The organism is Pseudomonas sp. 3-2 (genome assembly GCF_019710535.1).
GTDB classification, from domain to species: domain Bacteria; phylum Pseudomonadota; class Gammaproteobacteria; order Pseudomonadales; family Pseudomonadaceae; genus Aquipseudomonas; species Aquipseudomonas pharyngis.
In genome coordinates, this window is the sequence record NZ_CP081200.1 from 2,728,851 (window position 1) to 2,753,478 (window position 24,628).

4 protein-coding genes are annotated in these 24,628 nt (G+C 63.7%); all 4 read left to right on the top strand.

Annotated features, from left to right (window positions below; all coding sequences use genetic code 11):
* Positions 1-129 precede the first annotated feature (129 nt).
* The 4 genes from K3819_RS12430 (at position 130) to K3819_RS12445 (ending at position 24,598) form a co-directional block, all read left to right on the top strand.
* Positions 130-13,128, top strand: coding sequence for a non-ribosomal peptide synthetase (locus K3819_RS12430; protein WP_221399414.1), 12,999 nt, complete (start codon positions 130-132; stop codon positions 13,126-13,128).
* Positions 13,125-21,425 (top strand): non-ribosomal peptide synthetase, encoded by an 8,301-nt coding sequence (locus K3819_RS12435; protein WP_221399415.1) that lies wholly within the window; start codon positions 13,125-13,127, stop codon positions 21,423-21,425. The genes K3819_RS12430 and K3819_RS12435 overlap by 4 nt, the downstream gene beginning before the upstream one ends.
* Before the next feature lie 66 nt (positions 21,426-21,491).
* The gene (gene macA, locus K3819_RS12440; RefSeq protein ID WP_039770768.1) at positions 21,492-22,640 is read left to right on the top strand and encodes a macrolide transporter subunit MacA; all 1,149 of its coding nucleotides are present in this window, start codon (positions 21,492-21,494) and stop codon (positions 22,638-22,640) included.
* 2 nt (positions 22,641-22,642) lie between these two features.
* A complete protein-coding gene (locus K3819_RS12445) occupies positions 22,643-24,598 on the top strand; it encodes a MacB family efflux pump subunit (protein WP_221399416.1) in 1,956 nt (651 codons plus the stop codon).
* Positions 24,599-24,628 lie beyond the last annotated feature (30 nt).

The following is a 24,628-nucleotide window of genomic DNA, read 5'->3' on the forward strand; positions in this document are numbered from 1 at the left end:
ACGGGTCTTGTCCCCGCTTCCCATGTCAGACACCCAGGCCCCGATGTTTTAGCTTTTCCAGGCTGCGCGCCGCCGTACGGACTCGCCGCTGCGCGCTCCTTTTTTCCGAATTTACAGCAGGTTACCCCCATGCAATTTCGCGAGCTGATGGCTGTTATTTCCACCCATGCGATCCGCCTTCAACAGGACGATGAAGACCTGGTCATTCTGGGCGATGACGACGCACTGGACGATGCGTTGTGGGACAGCCTCGCCAAACACAAGGCGCAGTTGCTGGAACTGGTGGCGAGCCACGGCGGCGACTGGTCGAGCCCGGCGTTGCGCATCACCCCGGACATGCTGCCGCTGGTGCAACTGGATCAGCCGGCTATCGACCGCATCGTCGCCACCGTGCCGGGCGGCGTGGCGAATGTGCAGGACATCTATCCGCTGGCGCCGCTGCAGGAGGGGCTGCTTTATCACCATCTCTCCGCGCCGGAGGGGGATCCCTATGTGTCGCAGGCGCGGTTCACGTTCGACAGTCGCGAACGGCTGGAGGCATTCACCGAAGCGTTGCGTCGGGTGATCGAGCGCCACGACATTTTGCGCACCTCCATCCTCTGGGAGCATCTGGACGAACCTGTGCAGGTGGTCTGGCGTGAAGCCCCGCTGGTCTGTGAGGAAGTCGATCTGAATGACCGTGAGGATGTACTCGCGCAATTGCTGGCACGCCACGACCCACAATATTTCCGCCTCGACCTGCAACAGGCCCCGTTGCTGCGGCTGGTGTTCGCCGAGGATCCGGTCAACGACCGGGTGGTCGCATTGTTGCTGTTCCATCACATGATCATGGATCACGTCGCGCTCGATGTGGTGCGCCGGGAAATTCAGGCCTACCTGTCCGGCCGCGATGCCGAAGTCGCGAGGGCGGTGCCGTTTCGCGACCACCTGGCGAGGGCACGTCTGGGGTCGGATGAGCAAGCGCATCAAGACTTTTTCCGCGAGATGCTCGGCGAAATCGACGAGCCGACACTGCCCGGTGGCTTGCACGATGTACAAGGTGACGGGCAGGGCATCGAGGAAGTCTCGTGCATGCTCGACAGCGATCTGAGCCAGCGCCTGCGTACCCACGCGCGACAATCGGGGGTGAGCGTGGCGAGCCTGATGCACCTGGCGATGGCGCGGGTGCTGGGTCAGCTGTGCGGGCGCTCGGCGGTGGTGTTCGGCACCGTTCTGTTGGGACGGATGAACGCGGCTGACGGTGTCGAACAGGCCTTGGGGATGTTCATCAATACCTTGCCTTTGCGGGTGGATGTCGGCGCGTCGAGCGTTCATGACGGCGTGCTGACGACGCACCGGCGCCTGACCGCGCTGCTCGCCCATGAGCAGGCGTCCCTGGCACTGGCCCAGCGTTGCAGCGCCGTGGCAGTCCCGACGCCGCTGTTCAGCGCCATGCTCAACTACCGCCACAGCAGCGTGGAGGAAGTTGCCGAGGTGATCGAGCTGTCACCGGGGGTGCACGTGTTGGGCGCCCGCGAGCGCACCAATTACCCGCTGACCGTCAACATCGATGACCTCGGTCAGGACTTGCGCATCACGGTGCTGGCCGATGTGACGCTTGGCGCCTCACGCATCGCCGGTTACCTGCGCACGGCACTGGACAGTCTCGTCGATGCGTTGCAGAACAACCCGCAAGCCGCATTGCACAGCCTCAACATCCTGCCGCCCGCCGAGCGTGAGCACTGGCTGTATGGCGTCAATTCACCGAGGGCGACGTTTCCCGACACGCCTTTGATCCATCAGCAGTTCGAAGCGCATGCGCACACCCGGCCCGAGGCGGTCGCGTTGCTGTTCGAGGGGCGTACTTACAGCTATGGAGCACTCAACCGACAGGCCAACCAGGTGGCCCATCGTTTGCTCGCCCTTGGCATCCGTCCGGATGACCGGGTAGCGATCTGCGTCGAGCGCGGCCCGCAAATGATCGCCGGCCTGCTCGGCGTGCTCAAGGCGGGTGCCGGATATGTGCCGATCGATCCGGCTTATCCGCTGGAGCGCATCACCTTCACCCTGCAAGACAGTGCGCCGGTGGCGGTGCTGATGCAGGCCGCGACTCTGGATCGGATTGCCGGGCTATCCGTGCAGCAGATCGATCTCGACGACCACGGATTGCACACCGAACCGGCGTTCAACCCGCAGATCCCGGACTTGAATCCGGCGCATCTGGCCTACGTGATCTACACCTCTGGCTCCACCGGGCTGCCCAAAGGCGTGATGGTCGAGCACCGCAACGTGGCACGCCTGTTTGGCGCGACCCACGATTGGTTCCGGTTCAACGGGCAAGACGTCTGGGCGTTGTTCCACTCGTTTGCCTTTGATTTCTCGGTCTGGGAAATCTGGGGCGCGCTGGCGTACGGCGGACAGTTGCTGGTGGTGCCGCAACACATCAGTCGCTCGCCGGACGAGTGTTACGCGTTGCTCTGCCGCTCGGGCGTCACCGTCCTCAACCAGACGCCAAGCGCGTTCCGGCAGTTGGTCGCCGCCCAGGGCCGCAGCCCGTTGCAGCATTCGCTGCGCGAAGTGATTTTTGGCGGTGAGGCGCTGGAGCCGGGATCGCTCAAGCCCTGGTATGCGCGGGTCGGCAACGCCGGCACCCGGCTGGTGAATATGTACGGCATCACCGAAACCACGGTGCATGTGACCTATCGCCCGCTGGTGGTGGCAGACGCGCAACTGACCGCCAGCAGCCCGATCGGCGTGCGCATTCCCGACCTGCAGCTGTACGTCCTCGATGCCCGGCGGGAACCCGTACCGGCCGGAGTGACCGGGGAGTTGTATGTGGGTGGCGCCGGGGTTGCCCGTGGGTATCTGAATCGTGAGGCGTTGACCGCCGAGCGCTTCATCGCCGACCCGTTCAGTGGGCATGCCGAAGCGCGTTTGTACAAGACCGGCGATCTGGCACGCTGGACGGTGGAGGGCGAACTCGAATACCTGGGACGCAACGATGATCAGGTGAAAATCCGTGGTTTCCGTATCGAACTTGGCGAGATCCAGGCACGTCTTGCCTCCTGCGAAGGTGTGCGCGATGCGCTGGTGATCGCCCGCGAGGACAGCCCCGGCGACACGCGTCTGGTGGCCTACTGGCTGGCCGCCGAAGGTGTCGAACCGAGCGTTGCGCAATTGCGCGATCACCTGCTGGCATCGCTGGCCGAGCATATGGTGCCGGGCGCGTTCGTGCGCCTCGATGCCTTCCCGCTGACGGCCAACGGCAAACTCGATCGCCGGGCGTTGCCGCAGCCGGACAACGAAGCCTTCGCCCGGCGGGCATTTGAAGCACCGCTTGGCGAAATCGAAACCCGCATCGCTGTGATCTGGCAGACCTTGCTCGGACTGGACCGGGTGGGCAGACATGACAATTTCTTCGAGCTGGGCGGTCATTCGCTGCTGGCGGTGAAGCTGATCGAACGCATGCGTCAGCAAAACATGCAGTGCGACGTCCGCGTGCTGTTCGGCCAGCCGAGCGTGGCGGCACTCGCGGCGACGCTCGGTGGGGTCTCCACGGTCAGCGTGCCGGCCAATCGCATCGAATCCGGTTGCACCCGCATCACCCCGGACATGCTGCCGCTGGCCACGCTGGATCAAGCGGCCATCGACCGTATTGTCGAGACCGTCGACGGCGGTATCGACAACGTGCAGGACATCTACGCCCTGGCACCGTTGCAGGCGGGAATCCTCTATCACCATCTGGCCATTGCCGACGGTGACCCATATGTGTTGCAAGCGCAGTTCGCCTTCGACGGACTGGCGCAGATCAAGGCGTTCGTCCGCGCATTGAACAGTGTCATCGTCCGGCACGACATCCTGCGTACCAGCGTGGTCAGGGAAAACCTCGACGAGCCAGTGCAAGTGGTGTGGCGTTCGGCGCCGCTGGCACTGGAGCGGGTGGATGCCGATCCGCAGGACGGTGATGTGTTAGAGCAAATGCAGGCGCGTTTCGATCCGCGACACTATCGCCTGGACTTGCAACGTGCGCCGTTGATGCGCTTTGCCTACACCGAGGACCCGTTGCAAAACCGCTGGGTCGGGATCCTGCTGTTGCACCATATCGTGCTCGATCACACCGCGCTTGAGGTGTTGGTGGCCGAGATGAGCGACGCACTTGACGGGCAAGTCGGCGTGCTGCCGCCGCCCGTGCAATACCGCAACTATGTTGCTCAGGCCCGTCTCGGTTCGAATGCCGAGGCCCATGAAGCATTCTTTCGCGAGATGCTCGGCGACATCGCTGAACCGACCCTGGCGTTCGGCCTGCGGGACGTACTTGGCGATGGCACAAACATCGTGGACAGCGAACTGGCACTGGATGAGCGTCTTGCCGGGCGCCTGCGCAAACAGGCCCGCACGCTGGGCATCAGCGTTGCGAGTCTGGTGCATCAGGCCTGGGGCCAGGTACTTGCCCAGGTCTGCGGGCGCGAGGAAGTGGTATTCGGCACGGTGTTGCTGGGGCGCATGCAGGGGGGAGAGGGCGCCGATCGTTCGTTGGGCATGTTCATCAACACCCTGCCGCTGCGGGTCCATGTCGGGGCAACGACCGTGGAGGCGGGTGTCAGGGCGACCCACGAGCGTCTGGCGCAACTGCTGGTGCATGAGCAAGCGCCGCTGATGCTCGCTCAACGTTGCAGTGGCGTGACGGGTTCGCAACCGCTGTTCAATACCTTGCTCAACTATCGCCACAGCGCGCAACAGACGGCGACGCCGGGCTGGGAAGGCATCCGGATTCTCGATTCTCGTGAGCGCAGCAACTATCCGCTGGTGGTCAGCGTCGACGACCTTGGACAGGGCTTCCGGCTTTCTGTGCAGGCAGTGCCCGAAGTGGATGGCGCGCGGGTCTGCGATTACCTGCAAACGGCACTGCACAATTTGCTGAGCGCGCTGGAACAGGATCGCCATGCGCCATTGAATCAGGTGTCGATTCTATCGGCGGCCGAACGCCAGCGCGTGCTGGTCGGTTTCAATGTCACCGGTCGCGACTTTGCCCACGGCCATGTTGTGCACCGATTGTTTGAAGCGCGAGCGGCGACCCAACCCGACTCTGTGGCAGTGGTGCAGGGCGGGCAAAGCCTGAGCTACGACGGCTTGAATCGCCGCGCCAACCGCCTGGCCCATCACCTGATCGGCCTCGGTGTGCAACCGGACGACCGCGTCGCGCTCTGTGTGCAGCGTGGTGCGCAGATGCTGATCGGGCTGCTGGCGATCCTCAAGGCTGGCGCCGGTTATGTCCCGGTCGATCCGGCACATCCGGCAGAACGGATCACTTATCTGTTGCAGGACAGCGATCCGGTGGCGGTGCTGGCACAGACGGCCACTCGCGACCTGCTGGGTGCCGTGCCGGTGATCAATCTTGACAGCGACGCCTGGCAGCATCTGCCGGACAGCAATCCACAGTTGCCGGACCTGACCCCCGAGCATCTGGCCTACGTGATCTACACCTCGGGCTCCACCGGCCAGCCAAAAGGCGTGATGGTCGAACACGCGACCCTGGAAAACCTTGTGCACTGGCACGCCGAAGCCTTCGACCTGCACGCCGGCAGCCACACCGCCAGCGTGGCCGGGTTCGGTTTCGATGCGATGGCCTGGGAAGTCTGGCCGGCGCTGTGCGTCGGCGCGACCTTGCACCTGCCGCCGGAAACGGTGAGCAACGAGCATCTGGACGAACTGCTCGACTGGTGGCGGGCGCAGCCGTTGCAGGTCAGCTTCCTGCCAACTCCAGTGGCCGAATATGCCTTCAGTCGCGGGCTGCAACACCCGACCTTGCGTACCTTGCTGATCGGCGGCGACAAGCTGCGGCAGTTCAACCGCGAACAGACTTTCGCGGTCATCAACAACTACGGCCCGACCGAAGCCACGGTGGTCGCCACCTCGGGTCCTGTCGAAGTCGGGCAAACGCTGCACATCGGTCGGCCGATGGCCAACGCCAGGGTTTACATTCTGGATGACCAGCAACGTCCGCTGCCGGTGGGCGTCACCGGCGAGTTGTACGTCGCCGGCGCCGGTGTCGCACGGGGTTACTTGAACCGTCCCGATCTGACCGCCGAACGCTTCCTGAATGATCCGTTCAACGAAGGGCGCATGTACCGCACCGGCGACCTTGCGCGCTGGCTGGCGGACGGCAATGTCGAGTACCTGGGCCGCAACGACGATCAGGTCAAACTGCGCGGCGTACGGGTTGAACTGGGGGAAATCGAAGCGGCGCTGGCCAGCCATCCGGCGGTGCAGGACGCGGTGGCGCTGGTGCGCGACGGCCAGTTGCTGGTGTGGTTCACCGAGCATGCGCCGACCGATATCGAAGCCCTGCGCAATCATCTGCAAACCCGTTTGCCGCAAGCCCTGATCCCGGCGGCTTACGTGCGCCTCGATGCCTTGCCGCTGACCGCCAACGGCAAACTCGACCGCAAGACCTTGCCGGAGCCGGATCAGAACGCCTGGCTCAGCCGCGAATACGAAGCCCCGCAAGGCCCGGTGGAAACCGCGCTGGCGCAGATCTGGGCCGACGTGTTGAAACTGGAGCAGGTCGGACGTCACGACAACTTCTTCGAACTGGGTGGTCACTCGTTGCTTGCCGTCAGCCTGATCGAACGCCTGCGCCAGATCGGCCTGAACACCGACGTGCGCGTGCTGTTCAGCCAGCCGACCCTGGCAGCCCTGGCGGCTGCGGTGGGCAGCGGTCGCGAAATCGAAGTGCCGGCCAATCGCATTTCTGCCGACTGCGCCCACATCACCCCGGAGCTGCTGAGCCTGACCGAACTGGATCAGGCCAGCATCGATGGGATCGTGGCCAGCGTGCCGGGTGGCGCCGCCAACGTGCAGGACATTTATCCGCTGGCGCCGTTGCAGGAGGGCATTCTTTATCACCATTTGAGCGCGGAGCAGGGCGACCCGTACCTGCTGCAATCATGTCTGGCCTTTGCCAGCGTCGAGCGCTTGCACGCTTTTGCCAACGCCTTGCAAAAGGTGATTGCGCGTCACGACATCCTGCGCACCAGTCTGGTGTGGGAAGGATTGCCGAGCCCGCAGCAAGTGGTATGGCGAGAGGCCGAGCTGGCGGTGCAATCGGTCGATTTGAGTCCGCTGGATGGCGATATCCTCCATCAGTTGCGCGCACGGTTCGATGCCCGGGATTATCGCCTCGACCTCGGTCAGGCACCGCTGATCCGTCTGGTATATGCCGAAGATCCGCTGCGTGACCGGGTGGCAGGTGTGCTGTTGTTCCATCACGTCGTGCTGGATCACACCGCACTGGAGGTGGTTCGCCGGGAAATGCAGTTGTATCTGCCGGGGCAGGTTGAGTCTTTGCCGCCCGCCGCCCCCTACCGCAACTACGTCCATCAGGCCCGCCAAGGCATCAGCGAGGACGAACACGAAACCTTCTTTCGCGAAATGCTCGGCGACATCGACGAACCGACCCTGCCATTCGACTTGCAGGACGTACAGGGCGACGGCCGCAACATCGAGGAGCACTCGCTGGCGCTGCCGGTGGAATTGAATCGGCACCTGCGCAGCCAGGCGCGGCAATACGGGGTCAGCGTCGCGAGCCTGTTTCATCTCGCCTGGGCGCGGGTGCTGGCGGCGACCTCCGGACGCCGGGACGTGGTGTTCGGCACCGTGCTGCTGGGGCGCATGCAAGGCGGCGAGGGCGCGGATCGGGCTTTGGGGATGTTCATCAACACCTTGCCGCTGCGCGTGGAGGTTGACGGGCAGAGTGTGAGTGAAGCGGTTCGCACGGTTCATGAGCGGCTGGCGGCTTTACTGGGACACGAACATGCGTCGCTGGCACTGGCTCAGCGTTGCAGCGCCGTGGCCGCGCCTTTGCCGCTGTTCAGCGCGGTACTCAACTATCGACACAGCGGCCACGACGATGCGCGAGAGCCTGTTGATCCGGTCTGGCAAGGCATCGAATTCCTGGCCCAGGACGGGCGCACGAATTATCCGTTGACCCTGAGCATCAATGACCGGGGCGATGGCTTCAGCCTGTCGGTGCTGACCCCGGATCATGTGGGGGCGCAGCGGGTCTGCGAGCTGATGCACACCGCTCTCACGGAGCTGGCGACAGCGTTGGCTGACAACCCCGGACAGGCCTTTGAACGTCTCAACGTCCTGTCAGCGGCGGCGCGCGAGCCGCTGCTTGGCGACTTCAATGCGAGCTCCGCCGTTTACCCGTCAGCGCAAGGTGTTCATCGTCTGTTCGAAGCGCAGGTTGCGCGCACGCCGGATGCCGTGGCGGTTCAGGCGGGCACGCAGCGCCTGACGTTCAGGCAATTGAACCAGCGCGCCAATCGCCTGGCCCATCATCTGCGGGGGCTGGGGGTCACTACCGAGACACGAGTGGCGATCTGTCTCAAACGCAGCCCGGAAATGCTGGTCGGGCTGTTGGCGATCCTCAAGGCCGGTGCCGCCTATGTACCGGTCGACCCGGCTTATCCGCCCGAGCGAATCGCTTACATGCTGGCCGACAGTGCGCCGAGGGTGGTACTGGTTCGCGACGTAGCTTTGCCGAATCAGGCTGGCATACCGGTGATTGATCTTGCCCATGAGGCCTGGCAAGACCTGTCGGTTGCTGATCCGCTGGTTGCCGAGTTTACGCCGGACGACCTGGCCTACGTGATCTACACCTCAGGCTCCACCGGCCAGCCGAAAGGCGTGATGGTCGAACACGCGACCCTGGAAAACCTTGTGCACTGGCACGCCGAAGCCTTCGACCTGCACGCCGGCAGTCACACCGCCAGCGTGGCCGGGTTCGGCTTCGATGCGATGGCCTGGGAAGTCTGGCCGGCGTTGTGCGTCGGCGCGACATTGCACCTGCCGCCGGAATCGGTGAGCAACGAGCACCTGGACGAACTGCTCGACTGGTGGCGCGCGCAGCCGTTGCAGGTCAGCTTCCTGCCGACCCCGGTGGCCGAATATGCCTTCAGCCGCGAACTGCAACATCCGACCCTGCGCACCTTGCTGATCGGCGGCGACAAGCTGCGGCAGTTCAATCGTGAGCAGAGCTTTGCGGTGATCAACAACTATGGCCCGACCGAAGCCACGGTGGTCGCCACCTCGGGTCCGGTTGAAGTCGGGCAACCGCTGCACATCGGCCGGCCGATTGCCAACGCCAAGGTCTATTTGCTGGATGAGCAGCAACGCCCCGTGCCAGTAGGTGTGGCGGGGGAGTTATACGTCGCCGGCGCCGGTGTCGCACGGGGCTACCTGAACCGTCCCGATCTGACCGCCGAGCGCTTCCTGAATGATCCGTTCAACGAAGGGCGCATGTACCGCACCGGCGACCTCGCACGCTGGTTGGCGGACGGCAATATCGAATACCTGGGCCGCAACGACGATCAGGTCAAACTGCGCGGCGTGCGGGTTGAACTGGGAGAAATCGAAGCCGCCCTGAGCAGCCATCCGGCAGTGCAGGACGCAGTAGCGCTGGTGCGCGACGGGCAATTGCTGGTGTGGTTCACCGAGCGAGCCCCGACCGATATCGAAGCCCTGCGCAATCATCTGCAAACGCGTCTACCGCAAGCGCTGATCCCGGCGGCTTACGTGCGCCTCGACGCCTTGCCGCTGACCGCCAACGGCAAACTCGACCGCAAGGCCTTGCCGGAGCCGGATCAGAACGCCTGGCTCAGCCGCGAATACGAAGCCCCGCAAGGCCCGGTGGAAACCGCGCTGGCGCAGATCTGGGCTGACGTTTTGAAACTGGAGCAGGTCGGACGCCACGACAACTTCTTCGAACTGGGTGGCCACTCGTTGCTGGCCGTAAGTCTGATCGAACGCCTGCGCCAGATCGGCCTCAACACCGACGTGCGCGTGCTGTTCAGCCAGCCGACCCTGGCCGCCCTGGCGGCTGCGGTGGGCAGCGGTCGCGAGATCGAAGTGCCGGCCAACCGCATTCCTGCCGACTGCACCCGCATCACCCCGGAGCTGCTGAGCCTGACCGAACTGGATCAGGCCAGCATCGACCAGATCGTGGCCAGCGTGCCGGGTGGTGCGGCGAACGTGCAGGACATTTATCCGCTGGCGCCGTTGCAGGAGGGCATTCTTTATCACCATTTGAGCGCGGAGCAGGGCGACCCGTACCTGCTGCAATCGCGGCTGACCTTCGACAGCCTCGAGCGTGTGGAAGCGTTCGCGGCAGCGCTGCGTCAGGTGATTGCGCGCCACGACATCCTGCGCACGGCGGTGATCTGGCAGAAGCTGGCCGAGCCGATGCAAGTGGTCTGGCGTCACGCAGACTTGCCGGTGCAGGAGATGGTGCTCGATCCGGCGGATGGCGACATCCTTGAGCAGTTGCACGAGCGTTTCGATGCCCGGCACTACCGCCTCGACATCAGTCAGGCACCGTTGCTGCGCCTGGTGTATGCCCGTGATCCGGCCCACGACCGGGTGGTCGCGATGTTGCTGTTCCACCATCTCGTGCTCGATCACACCGCGCTGGACGTGGTGCAACAGGAAATGCTCGCCTGCCTGCAAGGGCACGAAGCTTCGTTGGGCGCGGCCGTGCCTTACCGCAACTACGTGGCACAGGCGCGGCTGGGTGTCAGCGAGCAGGAGCACGAGGCGTTCTTCCGCGACATGCTCGGCGACATCGACGAGCCGACCCTGCCGTTCGGCTTGCAGGATGTGCAGGGAGACGGTCGCGACATCGAGGAAACGCAACAGGCCCTGACCGCCGCCACCGGCCAGCGTCTGCGCAGCCTCGCGCGGCAACTGGGCATCAGCGTGGCCAGCCTGTTCCACCTTGCGTGGGCGCAGGTGCTGGCCGCGACATCCGGGCAGGAGTGTGTAGTGTTCGGCACGGTGCTGATGGGGCGGATGCAGGGCGGCGACGGGGCCGATCGGGCGCTGGGGATGTTCATCAACACCTTGCCGCTGCGGGTCGATCTGGGGGCAACCCCGGTGCGCGAAGGGGCTCGGGCGACGCATGCGCGGCTCAGTGCGCTGCTCGGTCATGAACACGCTTCGCTGGCACTGGCCCAGCGTTGCAGCGGTGTGGCCGCGCCGTCACCGCTGTTCAGTTCGATGCTCAACTACCGGCACAGCGCCGACGCGGCGCAACAGCAAAAGTTGCGTCAGGCCTGGCAAGGCATCGAGACCCTGAGCAGCGAAGAACGCACCAACTATCCGCTGAATCTGGGGGTCGATGATCTGGGCAGCGGGTTCGTGCTCACCGCCATGACCCCGGCGAGCATCGGCTCGCAGCGGATCTGCGACTACATGCAGACCGCGCTGGAGCAACTGGCGGATGCTCTGGAGCAGGCTCCGGATCAGCCGCTGAACCGCTTGCCGATCCTTGACGGCGCAGAACGTCAGCGGGTGCTTTACGACCTTAACGTCACCGGCACCGCCGACGATCTGGAGCAAACCGTTCACGCCATGTTCGAGGCGCAAGTGCAACGCACGCCGCAAGCCATCGCGTTGCAGGCCGGTGAGCAGCGGCTGACCTACGCCGAACTCAACGCACAGGCCAATCGCCTGGCCCATTACCTGCGTGAGCTGGGCGTGGGGCCGGATTCGCGGGTGGCAATCTGCGTCGAGCGCGGGCTGGGGCTGATCGTCGGACTGCTCGGCATTCTCAAGGCGGGTGGTGCCTATGTGCCGCTGGACCCGGCGTACCCGGCGGAACGTCTGGATTACATGCTCAAGGACAGCGCGCCGGTAGCGGTGCTGGTGCATGGGGCGACTCGCGCCTTGCTCGACGAGAGCACTGCGCGGGTGATCGATCTGGATCAGGCGCAATGGACATCCAACCCGGAGGACAACCCGCAAGTACCGGGCCTGAGCGCTTCGAACCTGGCTTACGTGATCTACACCTCCGGTTCGACCGGTGCGCCGAAAGGCGTGATGGTCGAGCATCGCGGCGTCGGCAATTTGCTGCACTGGAGTTCGCAGCTGTGTCCCGTCGTGACGGACGGCGCCCTGTTGCAGAAGACCCCGTTCAGTTTCGACGCCTCGGTCTGGGAGCTGTTCTGGCCGTTGAGTGCCGGGTTGCGTCTGGTGCTGGCGCGTCCCGACGGACACCGTGAACCGGCGTATCTGGCGCGGGTGATTCGCGAACAGCGGATCAGCGTGATCCAGTTCGTGCCGGTGCTGTTGCAACAGTTCCTCGAGCAGGACGATGTCAGCCAGTGCAGCAGCCTTACCGACGTGTTCTGTGGCGGCGGCGACCTGACGCCGGCGCTGGCTCGCCGTGTGCGCGAGCGTTTGCCGCAAGTGCGCTTGCACAACGTTTACGGCCCGACCGAAGCCACGGTCGACAGCACGGCGTGGACGCTGGAACCGTCGATGCCGGTGCCGGACAGCGCGTTGCCGATCGGACGGCCGATCAACAACACCCGTCTATATGTCCTCGATGCCGCTCAGCGGCCGGTGCCGATGGGCGTGATCGGTCAGTTGTTCATTGGTGGTGCCGGGGTTGCGCGGGGTTATCTGGGCCTGCCGCAATTGATGGCCGAACGGTTTATCCCTAGCCCGTTTGTGGCCGGCGACCGGTTGTACGCCACGGGCGACCTTGTGCGCTACCGCGCCGATGGCCAGCTCGAATTCATCGGGCGCAACGACTTCCAGGTCAAGCTGCGTGGCCTGCGTCTGGAACCGGGTGAGATCGAAGCGCAACTGCTCAGCCATCCAGCGCTGCGCGAAGTCGTGGTGCTGGTGCGTGAGGAGCGTCTGGTGGCGTACTTCACCTGGCTTGCCGACGCCGGGCAACCGGGGATCGAGGCGTTGCGCGAACACTTGCTGGCACGCTTGCCCGATTACATGGTGCCGTCGGCATTCGTCGCGCTCGACAGCCTGCCGCTGAGCCCCAACGGCAAGGTCGATCGCAAGGCGCTGCCCGCACCGGATTCGGCTGCAGTCAGCATTCGCGAATACGAAGCGCCGGTCGGCGAGATGGAAATCCTCCTCGCGGGACTGTGGTGCGAATTGCTCAAGGTCGAGCGCGTCGGGCGACAAGACCATTTCTTTGAGCTGGGTGGGCATTCGTTGCTGGCGGTCAGTCTGATCGGGCGCCTGCAACAGGCAGGTATCGAAGCCGATGTCCGGACGTTGTTCGAGCAACCGACTCTGGCTGGTTACGCAGCTATCACGGAAAGAATGGAGATCGTCCTGTGAGCCTGAATGAACTGTTGGTGACGCTGAAGACAAAAGACATCCAGTTGGCAATCACGGACGGGCAATTACGGGTCAATGGCAACAAGCAGGCCCTGAGTGAACCGGCCTTGCTGGCCGCATTGCGCGAGAACAAGCCGGCATTGATCGAGCTGATCGAGGCGGGCGGTTACTCGCCCGCACGGGAAGGGCAGGTTGCAGTGCCGGTCAATGGCATTTCACCGGGCACAACACGGGTCACCCCGGCGATGCTGACAATGGTTGACCTGAACCAGGACACCCTCGATCAAATTGTCGCGCAGATCCCTGGCGGCGGCGCCAATGTCCAGGACATCTATCCACTGACGCCGTTGCAGGAGGGCATCCTCTACCACCACGCGAGCGCTGCACAGGGTGATCCGTATGTGATGCAGGCGAAATTCGCGTTCAGCGGGCCCGAGCGGTTTGAGGCATTCTTTCAGGCCCTGCAGACTGTCATCGAGCGCCACGACATTCTGCGCACCGCCATCGTCTGGGAAGGACTGGACACGCCGGTGCAGGTCGTCCTGCGAAGTGTCGAGTTGCCTTTGGAGAACGTGCAGCTTGATGCGGCTGAGGGCGATGTCCTTGAGCAGTTGCATGCGCGATTCGACGCCCGGCACTTTCGTCTCGACGTGACACGTGCGCCGCTATTGCGCCTGGCTCATGCCCGGGATGCAAAGGCCGGGCGTATCGTCGCGATATTGCTGTTTCACCACATGGCGATGGATCACTCGGCGCTCGCTGTGGTCAGCGAGGAAATGCAGGCGTGCCTGTCAGGACAGAGCACCAGACTGGGAGTGCCCGTACCGTTTCGCAATTATGTCGCCCAGGCGCGGCTAGGCATCAGCGAGTCCGAGCACGAGGCGTTTTTCCGCGAGATGCTCGGTGACATCGACGAGCCGACGTTGCCGTTCGGCCTGCAGGGCGTGCATGGCGACGGCAGCGACATCGAAGAGTGCGGTGTGCCACTTGACCCGTTGCTGGGGCAGCGCCTGCGAGCCAGTGCCCGCTCGCTCGGGGTGAGTGTCGCGAGTCTGTTCCATCTCGGCTGGGGGCAGGTCCTGAATGCACTCACCGGCAAGTCCGCCGTTGTGTTCGGTACCGTGCTGATGGGGCGGATGCAAGGGGCGGAGTCGACCGACCGCGCGCTGGGCATTTTCATCAACACCTTGCCGCTCCGGGTCGAGGTCAGCGCGCTGGCAGCGAGTGAGGCGGTGAAGGCCACCCAGGCACGTCTGACGAGCCTGATGCGCCATGAGCATGCCCCGCTGGTGCTGGCCCAGCGCTGCAGTGGGGTGGTCGGGTCATCGCCGCTATTCAGTTCGCTGCTCAACTACCGGCACAGCACCTCGAGTGCCAATGCCAGTGCCGAAGCGCTCTCAGCCTGGGAGGGGATCAGCGTCCTGCATGCGGAGGAACGCACCAATTACCCGCTGACCTTGAGCATCGATGACTTTGGCGATCACTTCAGCCTGACGCTGCTGGCCAGTCGTGAAGTCGAGGCGCAGCGGATCTGCGGCTATATGTTGTGTGCCATGGAAAACCTGTTGCAGGCGCTGGAGCACGCGGCGGATACGCCGCTGAGTCAACTGTCGGTGTTGCCCGCCCCGGAGCGCGAACAGCTGTTGACGGGGTTCAACGCCAGCGATGTCGAATACGTTCGCGGACAGACAATTCATCAACGCTTCGAGGCGCAGGTCGTCGCGCGACCGCAAGCGCTGGCGGCGGTGCATCTGGACAAGCAACTGACGTTCCACGAACTGAACCGCCAGGCCAACCTTCTGGCGCATCGCTTGATCGATCTGGGTGTGCAGCCGGATGACCGGGTAGCCATCGTCGCCCGGCGAGGGCTGGATACCCTGGCCGGATTGCTCGCAGTCCTCAAGGCAGGCGCCGGGTATGTGCCGATCGACCCCGCGCATCCGGCCGAACGCTTGAATTATCTGCTGAGCGATTGCGAGCCAGTGGCGATTCTGACCTCAAGTGACCTGCTCGCACGGCTGCCGGGACAGGAGCTGCCGGTACTCGATCTTGATCCGCGCACCTGGCGCTCAGGCAATGACGCAAACCCGGTGGTACCAGGTCTGTCCGAGGCGAACCTGGCTTACGTGATCTACACCTCCGGCTCCACCGGTTTGCCCAAGGGCGTGATGGTCGAACACCAGACACTGGCCAATCTGGTCGACTGGCACTGCAACGCGTTTGACCTGTGTGCCGGCCGCCATACGTCGAGTCTGGCCGGGTTCGGCTTCGACGCGATGGCATGGGAAGTCTGGCCAGCTCTGTGCGTCGGCGCGACCCTGCACCTGGCGCCTGCGCAGGACGGCGGCGAAGACGTCGATGGGCTGCTGGCCTGGTGGTGCGCGCAACCGCTGGACGTGAGTTTCCTGCCGACGCCCGTCGCCGAATACGCCTTCAGCCGGCATCTCGAGCACCCGACATTGCGTACCCTGCTGATCGGCGGCGATCGCTTGCGTCAGTTTTCGCGCAATCAGCATTTCGATGTGATCAACAACTATGGCCCGACCGAAGCCACCGTAGTCGCTACGTCTGGACGGATCGAGGCGAGGGAGGCGCTGCACATCGGCAAACCGGTGAGCAATACCTCGGTGTACCTGCTCGACGAGCAACAGCGTCCGGTGCCGATCGGGGTGTCCGGCGAGCTGTATATCGGTGGCCGAGGCGTGGCGCGTGGTTACTTGAACCGTGCGCAACTGACCGCCGAACGCTTTCTGCCGGACCCGTTCAGTCAACGCCCGAATGCGCGTCTGTATCGCACCGGCGACCTTGCCCGCTGGCGCCGGGACGGGACGATCGAATATCTGGGGCGCAACGATGATCAAGTGAAAATCCGCGGCATGCGCATCGAATTGGGGGAAATCGAAAGCCGTCTGCATCAGCTTCCCGGCATTCAGGAAGCGGTGCTGCTGGCCCGTGAAGACGAGCCCGGACAACCACGGCTGGTGGCCTATTTCACCGAGCAGGCGCAGGTGCAGCCACTGGCTGTGGCGCAACTGCGCGAGCATTTGCTGGGCCAGTTGCCCGAGTACATGGTGCCGGTCGCGTTCGTCAGACTCGACAGCCTGCCGCTGACCGCCAATGGCAAACTGGATCGCAAGGCCTTGCCGTTGCCGGAGCGCACGGCGCTGCTCACACGCGAGTACGAGGCGCCGCAAGGCGAGCTCGAATGCACGCTGGCGCAGATCTGGGCCGAGGTTCTGCAGGTCGAACGGATAGGGCGTCAGGATCATTTCTTTGAGTTGGGCGGCCATTCGTTGCTGGCCATGCGCATGGTCGCGCAAGTGCGTCAACGGCTGGGTGTGGAGCTTGCGCTCGGCGAGTTGTTCGCCAATGCCGAGCTGGCGTCGGTGGCGCAGTCGCTTGCCCAGGCCGGACGCTCGACGCAGCCGCCGATCCTGCCGGTGCCACGGGAAGGCGCATTGCCGCTGTCGTTTTCCCAGCAGCGCTTCTGGTTTCTGGCGCAGATGGAAGGTGCCAACACCGCTTACAACATTCCGATCGGTCTGCGTCTGCGCGGTGTGCTCGACGCCGATGCGCTACAGCGGGCACTGGCCCGGATTGTCGCCCGCCACGAAAGCCTGCGCAGCCGTTTCACGCCGTACAACGGCGAAGCCCAGGTGCTGATTACTCCGCCCGACGGCGGTGTGCTGCTGCGGGTCGAGGACCTGCGCCAGCACCCGCAGGCCGATGAAGCCTTGCAGGCGCTGATTCAGGGGGAGGCTTCCGGCCCGTTCGACTTGCAGGATGATCCGTTGATTCGCGGACGGCTGGTGCGTATGGCCGACGATCACCATGTGTTGCTGATCACCTTGCATCACATCATCTCCGACGGTTGGTCGATGGAGGTGCTGACCCGCGAGCTGATGGCGTTGTATCAGGCTTTCAGTCAGGGGTTGGCGGACCCTTTGCCGCCGCTGGCGTTGCAATACACCGACTATGCCGTCTGGCAGCGACGTTGGCTGAGCGGGGAGGTTTTGCAGCGCCAGAGCGAATATTGGCAACGCACGCTGGCCGATGCGCCAGCCTTGCTGACGTTGCCTGCCGACCGACCGCGACCACCGCAACAGGATTACGCCGGCAGCAGCGTCGAAGTGTGCCTGGACGAGCGCTTGAGCGCCGGGCTCAAAGCCTTGAGCCAGCGCCATGGCGTGACGCTGTACATGACGATGCTGAGCGCGTGGGCGATGCTGCTCGGTCGTTTGGCCGGGCAATCGGACGTGGTGGTCGGCTCGCCGGTGGCCAACCGTTTCCGGGCCGAAATCGACGGACTGATCGGGTTGTTCGTCAATACCCTGGCGTTACGCATTGATACTTCCGGTGAGTTGAGCACCGAAGCGCTGCTGGCGCGGGTCAAGGCGCTGACCCTGCAAGCCCAGGCCCATCAGGACCTGCCCTTCGAGCAAGTGGTGGAAATCGCCCGACCGGCCCGCAGCCTGGCCCACAGCCCGCTGTTCCAGACCATGTTCAACTGGCGCAACAGCGACGGGCCGGTATTGGCGCTGGGGGATCTGACCCTGGAAGCGGTGGCGGAGCCGAGTCACTTCGCCAAGTTCGACCTGACCCTGACCCTGGGTGAATCGCCGAACGGGATAAATGGCTGGATGGAGTACGCCACAGCGCTCTTCGATGAGGCGACGGCACGGCGTTATGCCGGTTATTTCCAGCGCCTGTTGCAGGCCATGGTCAACAATGACCAGGCAGTGCTGGAACACGCGCAGATAATCGAGGATCAGGAACGCACGCAGTTGCTCGACGAATTCAACGCCACCGCACGGGATTGTCCGCAAGTGCTTACCGTGCACCGGGTCTTCGAGATGCAGGCCGCCGAGCATCCGCAAGCCGTTGCCGCGGTGCACGGGACGCAGGTGTTGAGTTACGCAGAACTGAACCGCAGCGCCAACGGCCTGGCGCATCATCTCATCGCTCAAGGTGTGCAGCCTGGCGATCATGTGGCGATTCTGTTGCCACGCTCGCTGGAACTGTTGATCGCGCAGTTGGCGATCATCAAGTGTGCGGCGGCCTATGTGCCGCTGGACATCAACGCACCCGCCGAGCGTCAGGCATTCATGGTGCAGGATTGTCAGGCGGTCGCGCTGTTGACCGGCAGCGATCAGGCCATCGAGTACCCGGTGCGACGAATGGATCTGGATACCCTGGCGCTTGCCGGGAGCCCTTCGCACAACCCGGATCTGCCTCAGTCCTCGGAGGCGCTGGCGTACATCATGTACACCTCGGGCTCCACGGGCACGCCGAAGGGGGTCATGGTGCCGCATCGCGGCATTACCCGCCTTGTGATCGATTGCGGCTACGCCGATTTCAACCCGAGGGACCGGGTGGCATTCGCTTCGAACCCGGCGTTCGACGCGAGCACCATGGATATCTGGGGCGCCTTGCTCAACGGTGGCCAGGTGGCCGTGATCGATCATGGGATTTTGCTCGACCCACAGGCATTCGGCCGGGAGCTGAGCCGGTGCGGGGCCACGATCCTCTTCGTCACCACCGCGTTGTTCAATCAGTACGTGCAATTGATTCCCGAAGCGCTCAAAAGGCTGCGCATCCTGCTGTGCGGTGGGGAGCGTGGCGATCCGGCAGCGTTTCGAAAGCTGCTCGCCGAAGCACCGGACCTGCGCCTGGTGCATTGTTATGGCCCGACCGAAACCACGACGTACGCCACCACCTTCGAAGTGCGTGAGGTGGCGCCGGAAGCGGATAGCGTTTCGATTGGCGGCCCCATCGGCAATACCCGCGTGTATGTGCTGGATAACCGGCAACAACCGGTGCCGTTCGGCGTCACCGGTGAGTTGTACATCGGTGGTCAGGGGGTTGCGCTGGGCTATCTGAATCGGCCTCAACTGAGTGCCGAGAAATTCCTCCGGGATCCGTTCAGCGACAACCCGCAAGCCTTGATGTATCGCACGGGCGACCTGGTCCGCTGGCAGGCGCCGGGGCGACTGGAATGTATCGGCCGCAATGATGACCAGGTGAAGATTCGCGGCTTCCGCATTGAGCTCGGAGAAATCGAAAACCGCCTCTTGAGCTGTCCGGGGGTCAAGGAAGCGGTGGTCCTGGCCCGACGCGACGGACAGGAGCCAACGCGGCTGGTGGCCTATTACACGGCGCACGATCCTGCATTGCAGAGCGCTACTCTGCGCGCACTGCTGCAAGCCAGGTTACCGGAGTACATGGTGCCGAGCGCCTGGGTGGCGATGGCGAGCCTGCCGCTGAACAACAACGGCAAGGTCGATCGCAAAGCCTTGCCGGCGCCGACACACCAAGCGCTGGTCATGCGTGACTATGAAGCGCCGGCCAATCCTCTTGAGGAATCACTGGCCGGGCTCTGGGCGCAAGTGTTGCAAGTCGACCGGGTAGGCCGCCATGACAACTTCTTCGAACTGGGCGGGCATTCGCTGCTGGCGGTGCGGCTCGTCGATCTGATGCAGAAGGCCAACAGGCCGATTTCGTTGGCCGAGCTGTTCCAGCATCCAACTGTCGAGTCTGCTGCCACGCTGTTGTGCCAGCGCGATGACGCTGTGCAACACCATGACGGTGTGGTCGTGGTGCGAGCAAGCGAGCGGGGCACGCCGTTGTTCCTGGTGCATGAGTTCAGTGGTCGGGACCTGTATTTCCCGGCGCTGGGCCTGCATATCGGCGGCGAGTTCCCGATTTACGGCTTGCCGGGTATCGATCCCGGTATGGCGCAACTGCGCACCATGGAATGCCTGGCAACCCGGCTGGTCGAGGTGATCCGCGCCAGACAACCCCACGGCCCCTATCGGCTTGCCGGCTGGTCGTTCGGTGGCGTGCTGGCTTATGAAATCGCGGCGCAACTGCTCGGGATGGACGAGTCAGTGGCGTTTGTCGGGCTGATCGACTCCTACGTGCCACGTCTGGCCGATCCGGATAAGGCGCTGTGGAACGATGCACATGTACACAAGCGCCAATTGCTTCTGCATTGCACGGCGCATTGGGCCGGACGCGAGACGCAGGGGCAGCAGGCACTGGCGCGTTTGGCCGTGTTGCAGACCGAACTTGAGCAGTGGGCGTTCGCCGATTTGTTCAACCATTGTCACGAACAGCAGTTGCTCAGACCCGAGCTGGCGGCTGTCTCGTCGGCGGATGCCTGGCATTACCTCGACCGGGAAGTGGCCCACGGGCATGCGTTGGCGCATTACCGGATCAACCCGATCGGCCTGCCGTTGCATCTGCTGCGTGCCACGGAGCGTTCGGCGCAAATGTCACGACTCAGCGCCACGCGCGGTTGGGCTGAAGAATTGCCAGGTGCCGAGTTGCACTGCATCGACGTATCGGGCGATCACCAGAGCATGATGAAAGCACCGCACGTTCAGGCTCTGGGGCAGGCCCTGACTAAGGCGCTGGAAACGGCAACTGCGCCCGCGCCAACGGCGTATCAGCCGATCCTGACCATCCAGACCGGTCACACCGGACATGCACCGATTTTCTGCGTGCCGGGTGCCGGCGACAGTGTTACCGGGTTCCTCCACCTGACCGAGGCGCTGGGGCCGGAGTGGCCGATTCATGGGCTGCAACCCCGAGGCCTCGACGGCGCGACGGTGCCGCACAGCCGGGTCGAAAGCGCCGCCACGTTCTACCGGCGGGCGCTTGAGCAGTTGTATACGCAAGGGCCGGTGCATTTGATCGGGCATTCGTTCGGTGGTTGGGTGGCTTACGCCATGGCGGCGCAGTTGCAGGCGGCGGGGCGTGAAGTGGCATCCCTGACGCTGATCGACAGTGAATCGCCGGGCGGCAACAGTGTGGTGGGCAAGCCTTACACCACGACGGCGGCGTTGTTGCGGCTGATCGAGTCGCTGCAACTGTCCAGCGGCAAGTCCCTGGGCATCGATGCGCTGACCTTCGCCGAAGCCGACGACAGCACGCAAATGCGCCTGCTGCACGAGGGGATGGTGCGCGCGGGTGTGCTGTCGGAGCGCGCGTCACTCGATGCGATGCAGGGCCCGGTGCGCACGTTCGCCACCGCACTGCGCACGGTCTATCGGCCGGCGCTGGCCTACACCGGTCCGGTGCGTCTGGCGCTGGTGGACGACCCGACGCTGGACGCCTCGGGCAACCAGCGCGAACAGGCGGCGATGCTCGAAGGCTGGCAGCGTGAGGCCAGGGATCTGGCGGTGTGGTACGGCCCGGGCAACCACTTCACGATCCTCAAGGCGCCCAACGTCTTCAGTCTTGCAGCGTGGTGGCATGACGGGCTGACGGTGGCGGCGGGGCAAGTGTTGTCCTGATTGAAGTTTTTATCCTGGAACCCGGCCGCTGGCCGGGCTCAACCCTGAACGGAATTGTGGTCATTTATGGAACAGTCGAAGGTGCGCAAAGTCGGTCTGGGAGTCGCGTTGACGCTGGTGGCCGGGTTGGTGTTCTACACGGTGCAGGCGCCGGCCGAGGCTCCGCAATACCTGACCGCCACGGTCGAACGCGCTGACATTGAAAACGCAGTGCTGGCCACCGGTTTGCTGGAGGGCATCAAGCAGGTGGACGTCGGCGCCCAGGTTTCGGGGCAGTTGAAGTCGCTCAAGGTCAAGGTCGGCGACAAGGTCAAGAAGGGCCAGTGGCTGGCGGAAATCGATCCGTTGGTGTTGCAGAACACCCTGCGTCAGGCACAGGTCGATGAGGAGAATCTGCAAGCCCAGCGCCGGGCGACCCAGGCTCAACTGCGCCAGACCAAGGCGATCTACGAGCGTTATCAGAACCTGCAGGAGGACGCCTCGATCTCGCGGCAGGATTTCGAAACCGCGCAATCGAACTACGAGGTGCAGCAGGCCAATCTGTTGTCGCTGGATGCACAGATCAAGAGTGCACACATTCAGATCGACACCGCCAAGGTCAATCTGGCCTACACGCGGATCGTCGCGCCCATCGACGGCGACGTGGTGGGCATCGTGACCCAGGAAGGCCAGACCGTGATCGCCAACCAGCTGGCGCCGATCCTGCTCAAACTGGCGGACCTGGACACCATGACCGTCAAGGCTCAGGTGTCGGAGGCCGATGTCATTCACATTGCACCGGGGCAGGAGGTGTACTTCACCATTCTTGGTGAGGACAAACGTTATTACGGCAAACTGCGCGGCACTGAGCCTGCGCCGCAGAACTTCCTCGAAACCCCGCCCGCCGGCACGCCGAAGCAGAACACCGCGGTGTTCTATAACGCGCTGTTCGAGGTGCCGAATCCCGATCACCGTTTGCGTATTTCCATGACCGCTCAGGTGCGGGTGGTGCTCGACACCGCCAAATCGGTGCTGACGATTCCGGTCGCCGCGCTGGGCCCACGCAACAGCGATGGCAGCTTCCCGGTGCGGGTGCTGGACGCCAAGGGCCAGGCGCAGTCGCGCAATGTGCAGACCGGGATCAACAACAACGTCAAGGTGCAGGTCAACGAAGGCCTGGCCGAAGGCGACCGGGTGGTGATCGGTGATCCGGTGACGAAAGTGGCAGGGGCATGAGCATGAGCGAACCTCTGCTGCAACTGACCGGCATCAGCCGCAGCTTCACGGCTGGCGATCGCGAATTCCTCGCGCTGAAGAACATCAACCTGACGATCAATGCCGGGGAAATGGTCGCGATCATCGGCGCCTCGGGCTCCGGCAAATCGACCCTGATGAACATCCTCGGCTGCCTCGATTACGCCACAGCCGGCAGCTACAGGATCAACGGCCGGGAAACCCGCGATCTGGACAGCCAGGCGCTGGCCGAACTGCGTCGCGACTATTTCGGCTTCATCTTCCAGCGCTACCACTTGCTGCCGCACTTGAGTGCGATGCACAACGTCGAGATGCCGGCAATCTACGCCGGCACGCCGGAACCACAACGCCATGCGCGAGCCCGTGAATTGTTGGCGCGCCTAGGGCTGGAGGGGCACCTGACCCATCGCCCGAGCCAACTCTCGGGCGGTCAGCAGCAGCGGGTCAGTATCGCCCGGGCCCTGATGAACGGCGGCGAAGTGATCCTCGCGGACGAGCCGACCGGCGCCCTCGACACCACCAGCGGCAAGGAGGTGATGCGCATCCTGCTGGAGCTGCACGCGGCCGGGCACACGGTGATTCTGGTGACCCATGACCCCAAGGTCGCGGCCAATGCCGAGCGCATCATTGAGGTCAGTGACGGCGAAATCCTTAGCGACCGCCGCAACGAGCGCGACAGCACGGCATTGAGCAATGAGGACGCGGTCCCCAAATCCACGGGGGCGCGGCGTCTGGTGGCCAGCCTTGGTTTGTTCAAGGAGGCCTTCAACATGGCCTGGGTCGCACTGATCTCGCATCGCATGCGCACCTTGCTGACGATGCTCGGGATCGTCATCGGCATCACCTCGGTGGTGTCGATTTCGGCCATCGGCGAAGGGGCCAAGCGCTATGTGCTCAAGGACATTCAGGCCATCGGCAGCAACACCATCGATATCTATTCCGGCACCAGTTTCGGCGACAGCCGTTCGGCGGCCATCGAAACCCTGGTGCCGGCGGATGTGACGGCGCTCAACCAGCTGTATTACGTCGACAGCGCCACGCCGGTGGTCGGGCGCAATCTGTTGCTGCGCTATCGCAACATCGATCTCGATGCCCAGGTCAACGGCGTCAGCGATCTGTACTTCCAGGTGCGCGGAATCAAGATGGAGTCGGGCATTGCGTTCAGCGAAAACGATGCCCGACGCCAGGCGCAGGTGGTGGTGATCGATCACAACACCCGCCAACGATTATTCGGCGAGGGAGTCGATCCGCTGGGGCAGGTGATCCTGATCGGCAACCTGCCGTGCACCGTGATCGGTGTGGCGGCAGAAAAGAAGAACATCTTCTCGTCGAGCAAGTCGCTCAACGTCTGGGTGCCTTACGAAACCGCAGCCGGGCGGCTGTTGGGCCAGCGCTATCTGGACAGCATCAGCGTACGGATCAAGGACGGCCAGCCGAGCAAGGTGGTGGAAGACAACGTCAACAAACTGATGCTGCAGCGCCACGGCACCAAGGATTTCTTTACCAACAACCTCGACAGCGTCATGCAGACGGTGCAGAAAACCAGCCGCTCTCTGGCGCTGTTGCTGTCGCTGATTGCGGTGATTTCGCTGGTAGTCGGCGGCATCGGGGTGATGAACATCATGCTGGTGTCGGTCACCGAACGGACCCGCGAGATCGGTATCCGAATGGCGGTCGGGGCGCGGCAGTCGGACATTCGTCAGCAGTTTCTGGTGGAGGCGGTGATGGTCTGTCTGCTGGGCGGAGCGATTGGAATCTCGTTGAGTTATGCCATCGGCCACCTGTTTTCGCTGTTCATCAAGGAATGGGAAATGGTGTTCTCGCTGACCTCGGTGCTCACGGCGGTGATCTGCTCGACGCTGATCGGCATCGTTTTCGGCTTCGTGCCGGCGCGCAATGCATCGCGGCTCGACCCGATCGAGGCCTTGGCGTGGGACTGAGGGGCCGGACATGAAAAAAAACCGCCGTCC

Coding starts and splice junctions, on each gene's coding strand:
- K3819_RS12445 (WP_221399416.1), top strand. CDS start 22,643: ATGAGCGAACCTCTGCTGCAACTGACCGGCATCAGCCGCAGCTTCACG.
- macA (WP_039770768.1), top strand. CDS start 21,492: ATGGAACAGTCGAAGGTGCGCAAAGTCGGTCTGGGAGTCGCGTTGACG.
- K3819_RS12430 (WP_221399414.1), top strand. CDS start 130: ATGCAATTTCGCGAGCTGATGGCTGTTATTTCCACCCATGCGATCCGC.